14 protein-coding genes and 1 tRNA gene are annotated in these 15,726 nt (G+C 41.4%); 10 read left to right on the plus strand and 5 right to left on the minus strand.

Features of this window, described 5'->3' with window-relative positions; genetic code table 11:
• Positions 1-20 precede the first annotated feature (20 nt).
• The 8 genes from PSF09_RS01890 (at position 21) to PSF09_RS01925 (ending at position 6,596) form a co-directional block, all read left to right on the plus strand.
• Complete coding sequence (locus tag PSF09_RS01890) at positions 21-1,079, plus strand: HlyD family secretion protein (protein WP_272683389.1); 1,059 nt, start codon at positions 21-23, stop codon at positions 1,077-1,079.
• Positions 1,079-2,503: an efflux transporter outer membrane subunit gene (locus tag PSF09_RS01895; RefSeq protein WP_272683390.1), complete on the plus strand. Its 1,425-nt coding sequence runs from the start codon at positions 1,079-1,081 to the stop codon at positions 2,501-2,503. The genes PSF09_RS01890 and PSF09_RS01895 overlap by 1 nt, the downstream gene beginning before the upstream one ends.
• Positions 2,484-3,257 carry a siderophore-interacting protein gene (locus PSF09_RS01900; protein WP_272665254.1) on the plus strand — a complete coding sequence of 258 codons (774 nt, stop codon included), beginning with the start codon at positions 2,484-2,486 and terminating at the stop codon, positions 3,255-3,257. Before PSF09_RS01895 ends, PSF09_RS01900 begins: the two co-directional genes overlap by 20 nt.
• Before the next feature lie 21 nt (positions 3,258-3,278).
• A complete protein-coding gene (locus tag PSF09_RS01905) occupies positions 3,279-3,722 on the plus strand; it encodes a universal stress protein (protein ID WP_210840045.1) in 444 nt (147 codons plus the stop codon).
• A 259-nt stretch (positions 3,723-3,981) separates the two neighbouring features.
• A tRNA-Asn gene (locus tag PSF09_RS01910) sits at positions 3,982-4,057 on the plus strand.
• Positions 4,058-4,269: 212 nt separating this feature from the next.
• Entirely contained in the window at positions 4,270-5,319 is a 1,050-nt protein-coding gene (gene pyrC, locus PSF09_RS01915) for a dihydroorotase (RefSeq protein WP_272665255.1), read from the plus strand.
• Between the two features lie 219 nt (positions 5,320-5,538).
• Complete coding sequence (gene bssS / locus PSF09_RS01920) at positions 5,539-5,793, plus strand: biofilm formation regulator BssS (RefSeq protein WP_004909784.1); 255 nt, start codon at positions 5,539-5,541, stop codon at positions 5,791-5,793.
• Between the two features lie 209 nt (positions 5,794-6,002).
• A complete protein-coding gene (locus tag PSF09_RS01925) occupies positions 6,003-6,596 on the plus strand; it encodes a LuxR C-terminal-related transcriptional regulator (RefSeq protein WP_272665257.1) in 594 nt (197 codons plus the stop codon).
• Between the two features lie 48 nt (positions 6,597-6,644).
• Here PSF09_RS01925 and trhO read toward each other — a convergent pair whose 3' ends face one another.
• Entirely contained in the window at positions 6,645-7,691 is a 1,047-nt protein-coding gene (trhO, locus tag PSF09_RS01930) for an oxygen-dependent tRNA uridine(34) hydroxylase TrhO (RefSeq protein ID WP_272665258.1), read from the minus strand.
• Between the two features lie 216 nt (positions 7,692-7,907).
• Positions 7,908-8,765 carry a class A beta-lactamase gene (gene bla / locus PSF09_RS01935; protein WP_272683391.1) on the minus strand — a complete coding sequence of 286 codons (858 nt, stop codon included), beginning with the start codon at positions 8,763-8,765 and terminating at the stop codon, positions 7,908-7,910.
• A gap of 413 nt (positions 8,766-9,178) precedes the next feature.
• Between bla and PSF09_RS01940 the strand changes: the two genes are divergently transcribed.
• Positions 9,179-9,730, plus strand: a complete 552-nt coding sequence (locus PSF09_RS01940) for a DUF1007 family protein (RefSeq protein WP_272665260.1) — start codon at positions 9,179-9,181, stop codon at positions 9,728-9,730.
• The gene (locus PSF09_RS01945) at positions 9,721-10,722 is read left to right on the plus strand and encodes a nickel/cobalt transporter (RefSeq protein WP_272683392.1); all 1,002 of its coding nucleotides are present in this window, start codon (positions 9,721-9,723) and stop codon (positions 10,720-10,722) included. Before PSF09_RS01940 ends, PSF09_RS01945 begins: the two co-directional genes overlap by 10 nt.
• A gap of 168 nt (positions 10,723-10,890) precedes the next feature.
• On the opposite strand, the gene ttrA is transcribed toward PSF09_RS01945, so the two are convergent.
• The 3 genes from ttrA to ttrB are packed head-to-tail and all read right to left on the minus strand — an operon-like array spanning position 10,891 to position 15,723.
• Entirely contained in the window at positions 10,891-13,965 is a 3,075-nt protein-coding gene (ttrA, locus tag PSF09_RS01950; protein WP_272665262.1) for a tetrathionate reductase subunit TtrA, read from the minus strand.
• Positions 13,958-15,004 carry a tetrathionate reductase subunit TtrC gene (gene ttrC, locus PSF09_RS01955; protein WP_371031790.1) on the minus strand — a complete coding sequence of 349 codons (1,047 nt, stop codon included), beginning with the start codon at positions 15,002-15,004 and terminating at the stop codon, positions 13,958-13,960. The genes ttrA and ttrC overlap by 8 nt, the downstream gene beginning before the upstream one ends.
• On the minus strand, positions 14,986-15,723 hold the full coding sequence (ttrB, locus tag PSF09_RS01960) for a tetrathionate reductase subunit TtrB (protein WP_272665264.1): 738 nt from the start codon (positions 15,721-15,723) through the stop codon (positions 14,986-14,988). Before ttrB ends, ttrC begins: the two co-directional genes overlap by 19 nt.
• Positions 15,724-15,726: the final 3 nt, after the last annotated feature.

The following is a 15,726-nucleotide window of genomic DNA, read 5'->3' on the forward strand; positions in this document are numbered from 1 at the left end:
TTGATTATCAGGAAATTAGAATGAGTAAGATCAAATTAAAAATTAATAAAAATGTCGCTCTAGCTATCATCGCTATTGTTGTTTTAATGGGAGGTTTATTAATTAATAAATTCGCCATTAAAAAAACTGCTCAAAATACCAATGATGCTTATATCCGAGCGGATATTTCACGTATATCACCACAAATTTCAGGTGTGGTGACCGAAGTCCTTGTGCAAGATAACCAATGGGTTAAAGAAGGTGAATTATTAGCAGTCATTGATCCCAGAGAATTTACAGTTGCACTTTCTCAGGCTGCTGCGCAAGAGCAATCTGCTCGCGCACGACAAGATGATGCAAAAGCCAATTTAACGCGTCAACAGGCCTTAATCGCTGCGGCAGAAGCCCAACTGCAATCTGCAAAAGCAGAACTCCAATTTGCGTACCAAGAAAAAACTCGCTACCACAAAATGGCAAATACTGGCGCAGGCTCACAACAAGCGGCACAACAAGCAACTACACGTGTACAAACAATGACAGCAAGTGTTGCACAAGCCGAAGCATCATTAAAAGCAGCCAAAAATATGTTGCAAGTTTTAGAAGCAAAACAGGCCGATAGCAATGCTGAATTGACATTAGCTCAAGCTAAAAAAGCGATGGCTGAGCTTAACCTTTCTTACACCCGTATTACTGCACCCATTGGTGGCGTAATTGGTAAAAAAAGTTTGCGCGTCGGTGAGTTTGTTAAGCCAGGCGATGCTTTAATGGCTATTGTTCCCCAAAACAAGCTCTACATCATCGCGAATTATCAAGAAACTCAATTGGAAAATATTACTCATGGCCAAGTCGTTGATATTAGTATCGACACTTTCCCAGGGCAAATATTAAAAGGCTATGTCGATAGTATTGCTCCCGCGTCTGGTGTGAGTTTCTCACCCATAGCCCCGGAAAATGCAACGGGTAATTTTACTAAAATTGTACAACGCATACCCGTGAAAATTATTTTTGATAGCAACACCGACCATGCGGTGATGATGAATGCGCTACGTGTGGGTATGTCTGCAGATGTCACCATTAATACACATGATGGGAGCCGCTGATGAACAAAACTGTGATCGCATTGGTTTTGTTAGCACTCACAGGCTGCCATGCCGTTGGGCCAGATTTTGCTCCACCGCAAGCCTCACTTCCAGGCAACTGGGGAGCAACGCAAAACTCCGCAACTTTGCCCACCGAGTGGTGGGCTATCTTTGGTGATCCACAACTGACCCAGTTAGTACAACGTGCAACAACTAGTAACTTAAACCTTCAACTAGCAACTTCACGCATACAACAAAGTCGCGCTTTATTGGGTATCACAGACTCAGCATTAGCACCTGATTTAAACTTTGATAGCGCTTATCAACGTCAACGTGACCCCTCCGGTAAAAAAGGCGAAGCTGATTTCAATAACTGGCGAAGCGGGTTTAGTGCTATCTGGGAAATTGATCTGTGGGGGAAATTACGTCGCTCCTCTGAAAGTGCGCAAGCTAATTTTGCCGCTTCCGAGGAAAACCGTCGTGCTTTATTCACATCTATCGCCGCAGAAATTGCCACTAATTACCTGCGCTTACGAGCGACACAGCAACAAATCATTGTTGCAAAAGAGAACCATGCAACAGCCCTAAAAACGTTACAGTTAACTAAAGTGAGGTTGCAAAATGGTTCGGGTAATCAATTAGATGTAGAACAAGCTCAAGTTCAATTAGACCAAGTAAAAGCTTTGTTGCCTGTTTTAAATGATAGAGAAAATCGCTTGAATAATGCGCTGAGCCTATTACTTAGTGAACAGCCCGGAGCGCTTAAAACTGAACTTGCAGCGACCAAATCGCTACCGCATTTAACAGGCTCAGTACCAATGGGGCTTCCTTCTGAATTAGCATTGCGTAGGCCTGATATTCGCGAAGCTGAACAGCGATTACACCAAGCAACCGCAGAAATTGGCGTTGCAAAAGCGGATTATTATCCACGAATTACACTTACCGGTAATGCTGGCTACCAAGTGCTTTCCCTGTCAGATATGGGCAACTGGTCAGCACGTTCCTTTTCGATTGGCCCTTCACTTTATTTACCCCTTTTTAATGGTGGAAAAATCACACAACAAGTCAAATTCAGTGAGTATCGTCAACAAGAAATGGCCATCACTTACCAACAAACTGTATTACGTGCTTGGCATGAAATTGATGATGCACTTTCGAATTACCAAACTCAACAAATTAGGCAATCCCACCTTGCCGCTGCTGTAAGCGCCAACCAACACGCATTCTCACTGGCACGAGATAGCTATCTCAATGGCGCTAGCGATTTTATACATGTACTGAGTACACAACGAGCCTTATTAGATTTGCAATCGGCTCAAATTGCTTCCCAAGAAGAAACTGCACTTGCCGTCGTGAATTTGTATCGAGCCCTTGGAGGCGGCTGGGAGCAAACTTATCCATCAAATATGCAGCAGGAGCATTCTTATGCACAACACAATGAATAAAATTGTTGGTGACATATTGGAAAAAGATACCAAGCGTAAACGTGAAGCTACGGTTAGTGCTGTACAGAAACCAACCAAATACCTGCGCCGCATTACATTATGCGGTGAAGATGTTGATAAATTTTTAGATGATTTACGTGCCTATGAGCCCGCTTGTTGGATAAAAGTGTTCTTTCCATGGAAAGATAACCTAGCAGGCCGCGCTTACACCATCAGTGAAATTAATAAAACCAACCGTACAATAGATATTGATATGGTTTTACATGGTGAAGGCCCTGCATCATGTTGGGCGGAAAAGGCATTGGTTGGCGATAAACTGGGCTTTGCAGGCCCCTGTTCTGGAGGATTTAAACCGCTAACGGACGCTAACTGGTTACTACTGCTTGGAGATGAAACTGCCATTCCTGCAATGCGCTCTATTTTAGCCTCTTTAACTCGGCCGATTCCTGTTTTTTGGTTTGCTGAAGTGGGTGATAAACAAGAAATTCAATGCCTTGATTATCCACATTTGATAGTCAATAGCTGGCAAGTACGTGAACGCCATTACGAAAATGTCATGAACAACCTACTTGTTAAAGCAGTCAGTCGCTACGCGCTTCCCGCTGAACCGGGTCAAATTTGGCTCGCTTGTGAACAACAAGCCGCTGCTTATCTTAAAAATCACTTTATCAATGAACGGATGATCCCCAAAACCTCGCTGTTTGCCAAAGGGTATTGGAAAAAAGGGGAATCTAACTTTAAAGGCGCTATTTAGCTCGCCCATCAGGAAATAATCATGATTAATAATGTGTTGTTAGCAGTCGACAGCTTTGAGAATAGCAGTAATGCGCTTAGTTTTATGCAACGAATGACTGGCTGTGTCAGCAATGTGATTGTATTAACTGTTGTTGATAATACCTTTGCACTAAGCCGCACTGGATTAACTAAAGAGAGTGATGAGTGGGATGAATACCCTGCCGCGCAAAATGAAGAAGCTTTGGCACAGAAACAATTAAAAGAGGTCACAAACGCCTTAAATAGCATGGGATTTAAAGCCCAAGGACTACTCGCTGCAGGTACTCCTATCGATACCATTCCCAAAAAAATGGAAAAATATAACTGTGAGTTATTAATTATCTCTCATCGTCATCTTTCTTCACTTGGACGCTGGCTTAGTACCTCAGTGACTCGCAGTTTACTCGATGACATCGCCCAACCGGTTCTCGTTATTCCGCTATAGATATTTTCGGTAAGTTACATCCACCCATTACTCAGTGGTTAGCTACGGTTAACCACTAAATTTGAAATCATATACCTCCCATTGACTTAAATTTGTAACCGTCTTTTTGTTAGTGTATGGCCTTGATTAATCAACACTACCCTATTTTCGATCAAACTTCCCACAGTTCGCACAGATAACAGGCAAACAAACATTTTTTCGCTATTCTCCTTTGACAATACAGTAAGAGAAAGCTAATATCCTCTGCGTACCAAGGAGTTCCTCCATAGTTCAGTCGGTAGAACGGCGGACTGTTAATCCGTATGTCGCTGGTTCAAGTCCAGCTGGAGGAGCCAAAATTTAGAGAAGCCTGCTTAAGGAAACTTAAGCAGGCTTTTTGCTATTGTATGGCCTGAATACATTAGCTATTTACGTCATTTACATAACCTACCTCTGAAATAAGCTATAATCGCGATTTCTCATAGCTATTTTTTCACTTTACCTTTATCATTCTATTCCGGCTTGAGCACTCGCTCATCATTCACTCTTCCCCTATGGAGCCGGTTTAATGACAACTGTAACTACCCTAACGATCCGCCGCCCTGATGATTGGCATGTTCATTTTCGCGATGATGATATGTTAAAAACGGTCGTTCCCTATACCAGTGAATTCTTTGGCCGCGCGATTGTCATGCCGAATTTAGTGCCACCAGTCACAACGATTGAAGCCGCAAAAGCTTACCGCGAGCGTATTCTAAAAGCGGTTCCACAAGGACATCAATTTACCCCTTTAATGACCTGCTACCTTACTGATAGCACAGATCCTGCTGAAGTCGTTCGTGGCTTTAACGAGGGGGTATTTACTGCCTGTAAACTCTACCCGGCCAATGCAACAACTAACTCTAGCCATGGCGTATCCGATATTAAAAAGATTTACCCCGTATTAGCTGCGATGGAACAAGCAGGAATGCCACTGCTTATCCATGGTGAAGTCACCGCAAGTCATATCGATATTTTTGACCGAGAAGCCTTATTTATTGAGCAAGTTATGTTGCCACTACGGGCACAGTTTCCAAAACTAAAAGTTGTTTTTGAACACATCACCACCAAAGAAGCGGCTCAATATGTCCAAGAAGCAAATGAATTTACAGCTGCAACGTTAACACCTCAACATTTGATGTTTAATCGTAACCATATGTTAGTTGGTGGCATAAGGCCGCATTTATTTTGCTTACCTATTTTGAAGCGTAATGTGCACCAAGAAGCATTGCGTGCAGCGGTTGCTTCAGGTTGTGACCGTTTTTTCCTTGGTACCGACACCGCACCACATATACAATCACGTAAAGAGTCTTCCTGTGGTTGTGCTGGGGTCTTTAATGCTCCCACCGCATTAGCGGCTTACGCGAGTGTTTTTGAAGAGCTTGGTGCTTTGGCGCATTTCGAAGCTTTTTGTTCCCTAAATGGTCCTAAATTCTATAACTTACCTGTGAATGAAGGGACAATTACGCTAACTAAAGAACAAAATATTATTTGTGAATCCATTGACTGCTGCAATGATAAATTAGTGCCTTTCTTAGCAGGGGAAGATGCACGCTGGACAGTCTCTCAGAGCCAGTAGTTTAACACCCATGGGAAGTTCAAAATACTTCCCATTCTATTTTTGCAATCTTTATTATCCGTTTTATGCATTTTCTGCCATTTAAACAAAAAAAATGTTTTATTTACTTTCTTATTAGCAAAATCTCCTTATACTAAAAGTGGACTCATCACGAGGCCATTGCTCTTAGTCAGTTATAGATATTTATTATTTATCACGATGTTTGATTAGGAGGTTTATATGAATAAAAAAAATGATGTCATTCAAACCCACCCAGTAGTTGGCTGGGACATCAGTACAGTCGATGATTACGACGCTATGATGTTGCGTTTGCACTACCTCCCCGAGCAAGATAAACACACAGGTGACGCTATTGTGGATAAAACCATGTGGCTAACAACTGATGTGGCTAAACAACTCATTCATATTCTTCAAGCAGGTGTAGACAAGATAGAATCAGGGGAATATGTTGAGCTTGGTTTTAAAACACACTAGGGAAATAAATGGATATTAGGATCACTAATATCCATTTAATTTATTCATCCATACAGGTAATTATATATATTTATATAATTACCTTATCAATTAATTACTAATTCGCAATTTAAAATAAGAACACTATTTATTGTTTTTATTAATCCTTGGTTGACTTAACTATCAATTCCAATTTATTGTAAGGCATCTTCTTGAACAAGGATGTTCCAATGCGAATATTAGTTATTGATGAATGTTATTATACACGTCTTGGTATTACAGAATATTTATCCAAAAATAAAAAACTCGAATTTATTAGTACAGGATGTATAAAAGAAGCCATTGGTTTTATAAATATAAACACACCAAGCATTATACTAGTGAATTTAACGTATTATTGTAATTATTCTAATTACTGCCCTACGCTACAGAAATTATTAAGCAATACCAATAATATACGATTTTATATTTATATTAATGCCCCGTATCCACAGACAAACAATCCATTGTTATTAAAGGATAATTATTTCATCCTATCAAAAGATATTATTATTCAAACACTTGATAAGGTTATTCGTGACTATGAACAAATAGAGAAAATCACCAAGCTTGCTAATAACATTGAGTCATCTATTTTCACAATTAAAGAACAAAATATTATTAACAACTGGATGAATGAAACACCTAATCATATTATTTCTCGAAAACTAGGAATTAGCAATAGCACTGTTTATTCACAAAAAAGGCATATTACCTCTAAAGTTTTCGTCAAAAACAGAATAGAGTTATTTTTTATATATAATGTATTTAAATATTTATATTAAAAAAAAGCCCTAATTTCAGGGCTTTCTTATTATAGGTCACATTAATGACTAGTTATCTTTATTTAATAACCCATCGGATAAACGGTGGCGTGATTTATTAAAGATTTTATTACTGACCTCACGGCCTGCACGTCGTGCACGTTGCTCTTGCTCAGGAAGTTTCATTTCTTGTGTACAAGACGAACTGCAGCAGCCTTCATATTTTTCTGCACAGCTAGGGCATTGGATAAACAGTAAGTGGCAACCATCATTAGCGCAATTGGTGTGTGCATCACAAGGTACGCCACATTGGTGGCATTGTGCTAATGTATCCTCTGTAATACGCTCACCCATACGGTTGTCAAAAACAAAGTTTTTCCCTTTAAACCGTAAAGGCAGGCCTTGCTCCTTCGCCTTACGTGCGTATTCAATAATCCCACCTTCAACATGGTAGACATTTTTAAAACCATTATGCAGCATATAAGCACTGGCTTTTTCACAACGGATCCCACCAGTACAATACATCACAACATTTTTGTCTTTTTGCTCTTGCAGCATTTCAACCGCCATTGGCAGTTGCTCTCTAAATGTATCTGATGGTATTTCAATCGCATTATCAAAACGCCCCACTTCATACTCATAATGATTTCGCATATCAACGAAAACAGTATTTGGGTCATCAATCATATCATTCACTTCATGCGCTTTTAGATATTGACCCGTATTTGCTGGGTTAAATGTTTCGTCATCAATACCATCAGCGACTACACGCTCACGCACTTTCATGCGTAGCACCCAGAATGATTTACCGTCATCATCAATCGCAATATTTAAACGTAGGTTTTCTAATGCGGGGTCTGTTGCATAAATGAGTTCGCGTAATGCGCTCACATTGGATTCAGGCACACTGATTTGTGCATTAATACCTTCTTTGGCAATATAAACGCGCCCAAAAACACTCAATGCTTTAAATTGTTGGTACCATTGATTACGAAATTCGTTTGGGTCTTGGATATTAAAATACTTGTAAAAAGAGATAGTGGTGCGCGGCTCGACCTCAGCCAACATGCGCTCTTTTAAGATTTTATTTGAGATTTGGTTATGTAACACTGGCATGGTGTTCTCTTTCCTTTATAACTAGTTAATATTTAAAGCTTAAAATCATGTAGTGTTCACGAAGTGTCCACTCTCGACCATTATCAATATTATCGCTGTTATTTTGTTAATAAAAAACCCCTAATGTTAAGGGGTTTTTATTGGCTATTATTTTCGATGTCTTACTGTATTGATTTATTTTAACAATGAATCATTTTAGTTGATCAAACATGGAGATTAATTATTGAGGTATTCATTGAATATATGCGAGCCTAGGATACGGATCACTTCCGAGCGCTCATCCAAAGAAGAACCCTCTTTTCTGACATAAATGCTGATGAATACGGGTTCATGATTATTTGACCACACCATAGATGTTATCCCTCTGACACCATATTCACTTGCCCCCGATCTATCCGCAATTTTCCACCCCTTAGGAAGAGAAGCTCTTAGCATATTGTCAGCCACCTTATTATTGATCATCCATTCCTTTAATTGGTTTCTTGATACTTGAGTTAGTACTTCTCCCGTCAAAATTTCTTTTAAACTACGACTCATCGCATCTGGCGTTGTCGTATCGCGCAGATCATTCTCAGGATTAATGGTGAGTTCTGGCTCATACCGATCAGAGCGAGTCGCCGTATCACCTATGGACCTCATAAATGCGGTCAGTCCCTCAGGGCCTCCTCCTGACAAAATAGCAAAGTTTGCAGCTGTATTATCGCTATATTCATTTGCAGCCTGACAAGCCTGCTCCAGTGTGAAGGATTTGTTTAAATAACCCTGAGCAACTGGGGAATAGGTCACCATATTTTCTTTAGTAACCAGCATCGAATGGTTTAATGAAATCTTTTTTGCATCCACTTTTGCTAGAACATTAGCACAGGCAATAGACTTAACAGTGCTATCTAAAGGGAAACGCTTATCTCCATTTATCGAAATAGTTCTGTTGTCTGAAAATAGAACTGATAAACCTACTTTCCAACCTTCTTTTTCGTACAATTTGACTTGTTCATCTAAATTCAAAGCAAAAGCAGAAGATACCAGCGGAATACTTAACACTAATGCAGTGAGCGTTTTAAATCGTAAATTCATAGAAAACCTTATTCATTAAGATATATAAAAGAAAATAATTAGCTCAGTTCTTTTACTAATATTGTTCCAGATTAATTTAAAGAATTGATTTATTTGTATTTATTCTAATTAGGATAATTATATTTTTTTTTACCAAGTTAACAAATGATTATATTTTCTAGTAGACCATAGAAAAACTTATGGCTGGGTCAGCCACAAAATCTGACCGACATTTATTGTTTTACAATGCTCCCTATTTCTTAATTTTAATCCTCTCAGAATATTTTTCTTTTTAGTTTGCAGTTCGTTATGTTATAACATTTGTTTTATAAGCCAATTTAACTGACTGAATGATGCGATTTTTTCCTTTCTATTTTTTATTTCTGTTTATAGTTGCTCCGCTGGTAGCGGCACACCCTCACAGTTTTATTGAGATGCAAATTTCCCTTGAAACTAAACAAGATAAATACACAGGGATTAGCTATGTTTGGAAAATGGACCCAATGACATCAGCGGATATCGCCTATGAATTAAAAGGCATTAAACCGGATGACCCTCGTTGGAAACAGCAAGAAGCTATTATTATGGCAAATGTGTTGGTGCAAGATTATTTCACTGATTTTTATTATCAGGGGAAGAAAGTGAGTTTTAAACGCATTCCAGATAGCTACCATTTAGAAAAAGATGGCTTTTCTTTAGTTTTCTTCTTTACCGCTTCATTTATGCAACCCCTGCCTATAGCAGGTTCCCATGTGGAAATTCAAACTTACGACCCAACTTTCTATGTCAGTATGACTTACCAAAATAAACAACAAGTTAACCTACCGTTGGATATTGCTGCTAATTGCCAGATGGAACTACAAGAAGCAAATGTGACCGATTCAATGCGCGCCTACGCTTTCTCTTTAGACAAAAGTGATGATCCAGAAGAGGATTTGGCACTTGGCAAACAGTTTGCACAACGGGTTGATATACAATGTCCATAATACCTTTACGTACGCAAAAATTAATAATTACTGCGCTGTTTGTGGGACTTATTACCTATGTCACTTGGCAGCTCTACATCCACTGGGGATCATGGTTACAACTTAGCCTAGCTTGGCAAAAACAGTTAAACCAAGGGTTATCTTACCTATTGCAAGAAACCACCTCTCGCCCATGGTATGCAGGTGGATTACTGGTGATTGCCAGTTTTGCTTATGGTTTTTTGCATGCCCTTGGACCAGGACATGGCAAATTAATTATCACTACATATATTGCCACCCAAGCGACTCATTTAAAACAGAGTGTTATCATTAGCTTACTAGCATCACTCTTACAAGGGCTTGTTGCGATTACTTTAGTTTCCTTAGTCTTGATCCTATTCCAACTCTCTACTAAGCATCTCAACCAAGCCAGTTTATATGCAGAGCAAATCAGTTATCTATTTGTTATTTTGCTGGGTGGCTATTTATGTCTCAGCGCATTACGTCGTGGCTGGTTAATCCGCAAATCAAAATACTTAGCCCCACTCACGATAAAAAGCATTCAGCCATTGAATTCTTCAACGAAAGCAATAACTAAAACCTCTAGCCACTCGGACAACTGTGGTTGTGGCCACCAACACGTTATTCAGTCTCATCAATTGCAATCCAGTTTTAAAAGTAAACTATTGATTATCCTATCGATGGGGATTCGCCCTTGTTCTGGGGCAATTCTCGTATTGCTGTTTTCTTATGTAATAGAGGTATATACATGGGGGGTTATCGCTGCCTTAGCGATGGCAATGGGTACTGCATTAACCATTTGTTTAATTGCCATTTTTGTTCATTTAATGCGTGATAATGCGGTTCGCGTATCACAATTAAAAGGAAAATCATTTTCCCCTTATTGGGCAATCTCACTAAAAATTTTGGCGGGTATTTTATTTATTTTGATGGGCGTTTTGATGCTTCAAAGCATCGGTTTGGAACAATCGGTTTCCCCACTGTTGCGATAAACCATTAAAAAAGGGAGGGCTCCCCCTCCCAGGCATTTGCCGAAGTCACGGTGTGGTAGCACACCGTTTTATGCGCAATGTCAACTGCTTACTACTTATTGCCAACAACCAGATGGTTAATAATGAAGCTATGCAGGTCCCCATCACTAACCATCCTTATTACTTCGTTTAACCAATTAACTCAATGCGAGCAGGTAAGCCTTGGCGCACCGATGCCCCCGAAACCCAGTCTAACCACGTGTTGGCGACTTCACGTGTTGGGTCAGCAAACCCAAGGTCATTTAAGTTAATTCCTGAACCATTTGCCGCATTCATTGGCATTGGTTGGCCATCCAGATAATGCTGTTTCGCCCCCATTTCGGTATGCCCATAACCATGCTCAATCGCGAGTACCCCTGGCATGACACCATCAAGAACACTCACTTGGGCTTCAGCATGGCCACCCGGTGTGGTGATCCGGATCCAATCGCCATGTTTGACCCCCATTTTCGCTGCGTCATCGGGATGCAGAGCAACAAGATTCGTTGGTTTCACATGGCGTAGACGTTCAATGACTGTCGTTGAACTACTCATGACATGGGATTTAAATGACATCAGTTTCAACGGCCACTCTTGTTCTGGGAATACCGTATTCACATCATCGCCATTTGCCATACGTGGTGGATAGTAGGTAGGGCAACCACTATAACGCTCACCCGTTATGGCGTGTCGATTAATTGCCACTGTTGGGTTCCAAATTTGTAAGCCTTTTTTCCATTGAGGGCCTGTTGCATCGCCATCCCATGCTTTTTCATACGGAGCAAAACGGCCTCCTCGTGTGAAAATATAGGCAACGCGACGAACTTCTTCTGGTTTTAACGTACGCGTAATCGCTGGTAAAATGCGCTCCACGCCACTGATTTGAATATCTTCTGTTGCGGCTTCAGGAACTGGTTTTTCCCCTAACCATGCCATATTTGCAGCAACTCTTAGGTAATAATCTTCCGCTGTATTAAGTGAATGCATGTTGCCATCCATATCTTCAATCACGTTATCACCAAAGCCCGGTAAATTAAGTTCTTTTGCTACAGCGATACAGAAACTTTCCATCGAAACTGGCTGGCCATCCGCTGTTTTAGCTGTGCGTGACTCAACAATCGGCCAACGTGCCGTACTGGCTTTGACCTGCACACCAGACCATGGTGCACTGAAACCCCAACTTTCGAAATTATGGGTATCCGGCACTATGTAATCTGCCAATGCCGTTGTTTCATTCATAAAGGCATCAATACCTATAATCAACGGTAAGTGTTTAGGGTCTTTCAGTTTTTCTTCCATCACCTGACGAATACCTGCAATACCATATACAGGGTTAGTCATATTGGTGATCCACGCTTTCAGTGCATAAGGATACCCCATCAAGGCGGATGCTAACTGTTCGGTTAGTTGGCCTTTGGCAAACGGGTACCAAGGGGCTTTTGCGGGATATGGGTTCTCACCTGCTGCCTGACGCGCTTTGAATTCATCTGATTTTTCATACACTTCATTGCTACGTGATAACACCACACCTTTAGGTTTCACTTTACCTTTATAGCTGGCAATTTTGTAACGCGGCCCATCGTTTTCCCCGTTGAATTTACCACCACCAACAGAAACACCGCCTTTCAAGTTTAAGTTACCAATCAATGCGTTAAGCATGATAACTGACCATGCAGTGTAGAAACCATTACCGCCCATCATACCGCCATGGGAAATAACTGCGGCTTTTCTATCATAAGAAGTCAATGCTTTACCCAGCGATTCAATAGTTTTTACTGGGACATGACAGCGCTGGCTGTATTCTTCCAAAGTCATGCGATTTGCGGCTTCTTTAAGGCACTGGAAGCTAGATTTAACCGTCACTTCACTGCCATCGTGCAAAGTCACTTGGCGTGTCACAAATAGCTCAGCCGTAAGGGCTTCATCAGCCAATTTTAATTCACCCGCAGCATCTTGCACTAAATAGGCTTTCTCATCGTCACCTTCTCCTGTGATATAAGAAGAAATTAACAATTTGCCTGCTAATGGGTGGTTATCATCCGTAATGACTAAATGTGTTGAGTTAGTCCAGCTTTTCTCCCCCATCGCTTCCATGGATTTTTCACTTGGCACACTGAGGTATTTGGCATTGTAACGCTCATTTGCAATGATCCAACGGATCATCCCCATCACTAACGCAGCGTCAGTACCCGGCTGTACTGGGACCCAGTGGCCGTGGTCATTTGCTAAAGTCGTTGTTAATGGTAATGCAGGTGAAACCACCACATAGTTAAATGAATCACGTAAACGCGCTGTCGCTAATTGACGACCTTGGCGCTTAAATGGGTTACCGGATTGCGCGGGAGACGTTCCCAAAAACAGCGCAAAGCGTACGTTATCCCAATCGGGTTTGACGTGGGCGTTTTTGTCCAAATCATCCATCAATGCACCGGAACCGGCACGATAAGCCAATCCACAATACGAACCGTGAGCACCAAAGTTTTTACTACCAAAGGCATTTTGTGCAAAGCGACGGATAAAACCATCACGGCCGTCGTCACCTGCGTTGGTCACTAATAACTGGTTGGCTTTTGGTCCCAGTTTTGGTTGTGATGGGTCTAAAGGCGTTTCTAAATCGCGAATAGCACGTAAACCATCGACATGGCCTTCACCAAATAAGTCCCCTCCCTCAACCACTTCTTTAATCAGTTGTTCAAAACTGATGCGCTCCCATTTACCTTCGCCGCGCTTACCAACACGTTTCATCGGTTCGAGAATACGCAATGGGCTTGTTAAGCCTTCCATTAACGTTGCACCACGAGCACAGGCAGTCGAACGGTGTTCAAGGCCTGATTCTCCACTCATTTTGTTAAATGCCGTTTTCAGCGGCATGCCATAAGGAAAATGCTCTTCATGGGACAGTGGATGATAAGGGTTCCCCGCGATACGCAATACTTCATTTTTCGCTGTATCAACGCGAGCACGAATACCACACTGAGTCCAACAACCAAAACATTGCGTCATCGCAACCACTTGTTCTGGGTTTTCTTGCCAACCTTTCAGTGCCTGTCCTTCAGGACGTAAAGAGTTACCATTGAGCCTATCAAGAGTGACTTTACCTGACGTACCATTAACCAGACCATCGACTGCACGTTTGGCAACATCACGGTAGCTTGCACCAAATAATGCGATACCACCGACAACCAAACCACCTTTAAGCCATTGACGTCTTGAGAATTTAGCCATGTTGCACTCTCCTCGCAAACCAGCGAACACCTTCACGAACAATAATTGTTAATGCAATCCATAAACCGAATGTGCCGACAATAGCCAGTAATCCGTCTGTTCCCAATGGGAAATGGTATGGGTTAGCGATAATGTTATATTTTGGTACCGCTTGAACTTCCATCAGAAAAATCCAACGTATCGTCCAAGCAAAAGCCATTGAAATTAAAGCTAAAATAGTGATATATGCAACCGAGCGAATCGCTTTTAAATTACTGACGGACATCGCAAAAGTGATTAACCACAATGCGCAAACCCCCATTAGCATCCACCATCCTGGGCTTGCTGTATCTAACTGTTGGCGTACTGCAATACCTGAGGTGGTATCACCTGAGAGCCATAGCGCAAAACAAACGGCGAACAGCAATAATGTCACAACTTGAAAGCGAGCTAAGCGATTTTGATATTGAGGTTCACGGCGTGCCCCTAAGCTAATCAATGCAGGTAATACTTGTAACGCACTGAGGAACATCAATACTGGTACCCACCAGCTATACCAAATTGGACGTGCATTTAATACTGAAGCTTCACGACCGGTATATAACAATAATCCTATCGCTGAAAGTGCAGCCAACAAAGCCACCCAACGCGTTGCTTTAAACTCTTTTTTCCAAATCAGTTTCACCACTAATGCGACAAAATATAAACCAATAAATGTAGTGAATAATGGCAGTAACACAGACCCCCACCACATCCAAGACCACATTGTTGGGTGAGCATAGAAATGCCATACCCTTGCGGTTTGGTGTAAATCCGCAGTTAATGCTAATGGAGCGGTAATGCCCATCGTGATAGCAATAAATACCGAAATCATCTCTAAGCGACTGTTTTCTGGTTCATTTCTCCAATGAAGATAACAAGCATACAGTACCGCGCAAGCAGCAATCCCTATGAAGAAGAAATATTGTACCGCCCAAGGAAGCCAAAAGAATTCTTGTGGCTGAGCCATGACTTCTGAAATATACGTTACTTGGCCATTCATCAGAACACCTCCTGCCATAATGCGGGCTGCCCTTTGCCTTGTAGCGGCTGCACGAATGCGTCATCTAAACCGATATAGAAAACTTGTGGTAATGTGCCACTTTCAGGTTTGAGGACTTTGATTTCAGCTTCGTGCTCTGTCAGTATTTTACGAATAGTACTGTTCGGGTCTTTTAAATCCCCAATAATACGCGCGCCACCCACACAAGATTCAACACAAGCTGGCAATAAACCCACTTCTAAGCGATGAGCGCAGAATGTGCATTTATCCGCAGTTTGCGTAGAGTGGTTGATAAAACGCGCATCGTATGGGCACGCTTGTACGCAGTAAGCACACCCAACACAGCGTTCGTTATCAACGACAACAATGCCGTCTTCACGTTGGAAAGTCGCTTGAACTGGGCATACGGGTACGCAAGGTGGGTTATCGCAGTGGTTACATAGACGAGGTAATAATACGTTGGTGAAACCTTCTTCGCCTTTCACTGCAACTTGATATTGATTCACTGTCGTTCTAAATTGACCTTGTGGGGTTTGGTTTTCAACCGAGCAACTTACTGTGCAAGATTGGCAACCAATACAACGGCGCAAATCAATCAACATTCCATAACGTTTTTCTGGGTTGCCTTCTCGGCGTGTCGGGGAAAAACTGAGCCCAGCTTCTGCGATAGGAATTAACGAAGCTCCCGCAGTCACTGCCCCAATTTGTTGTAGAAATTTTCGTTTACTCAGATCCATAAT

This window comes from Providencia sp. PROV141 (genome assembly GCF_028481645.1).
Lineage (GTDB): Bacteria > Pseudomonadota > Gammaproteobacteria > Enterobacterales > Enterobacteriaceae > Providencia > Providencia rettgeri.

Excerpts from the sequence above, each read along its gene's own strand:
- PSF09_RS01890 (WP_272683389.1), top strand. The coding sequence starts at position 21 with ATGAGTAAGATCAAATTAAAAATTAATAAAAATGTCGCTCTAGCTATC.
- PSF09_RS01895 (WP_272683390.1), top strand. The coding sequence starts at position 1,079 with ATGAACAAAACTGTGATCGCATTGGTTTTGTTAGCACTCACAGGCTGC.
- PSF09_RS01900 (WP_272665254.1), top strand. The coding sequence starts at position 2,484 with ATGCACAACACAATGAATAAAATTGTTGGTGACATATTGGAAAAAGAT.
- PSF09_RS01905 (WP_210840045.1), top strand. The coding sequence starts at position 3,279 with ATGATTAATAATGTGTTGTTAGCAGTCGACAGCTTTGAGAATAGCAGT.
- pyrC (WP_272665255.1), top strand. The coding sequence starts at position 4,270 with ATGACAACTGTAACTACCCTAACGATCCGCCGCCCTGATGATTGGCAT.
- bssS (WP_004909784.1), top strand. The coding sequence starts at position 5,539 with ATGAATAAAAAAAATGATGTCATTCAAACCCACCCAGTAGTTGGCTGG.
- PSF09_RS01925 (WP_272665257.1), top strand. The coding sequence starts at position 6,003 with ATGCGAATATTAGTTATTGATGAATGTTATTATACACGTCTTGGTATT.
- trhO (WP_272665258.1), bottom strand. The coding sequence starts at position 7,691 with ATGCCAGTGTTACATAACCAAATCTCAAATAAAATCTTAAAAGAGCGC.
- bla (WP_272683391.1), bottom strand. The coding sequence starts at position 8,765 with ATGAATTTACGATTTAAAACGCTCACTGCATTAGTGTTAAGTATTCCG.
- PSF09_RS01940 (WP_272665260.1), top strand. The coding sequence starts at position 9,179 with ATGCAAATTTCCCTTGAAACTAAACAAGATAAATACACAGGGATTAGC.
- PSF09_RS01945 (WP_272683392.1), top strand. The coding sequence starts at position 9,721 with ATGTCCATAATACCTTTACGTACGCAAAAATTAATAATTACTGCGCTG.
- ttrA (WP_272665262.1), bottom strand. The coding sequence starts at position 13,965 with ATGGCTAAATTCTCAAGACGTCAATGGCTTAAAGGTGGTTTGGTTGTC.
- ttrC (WP_371031790.1), bottom strand. The coding sequence starts at position 15,004 with ATGGCAGGAGGTGTTCTGATGAATGGCCAAGTAACGTATATTTCAGAA.
- ttrB (WP_272665264.1), bottom strand. The coding sequence starts at position 15,723 with ATGGATCTGAGTAAACGAAAATTTCTACAACAAATTGGGGCAGTGACT.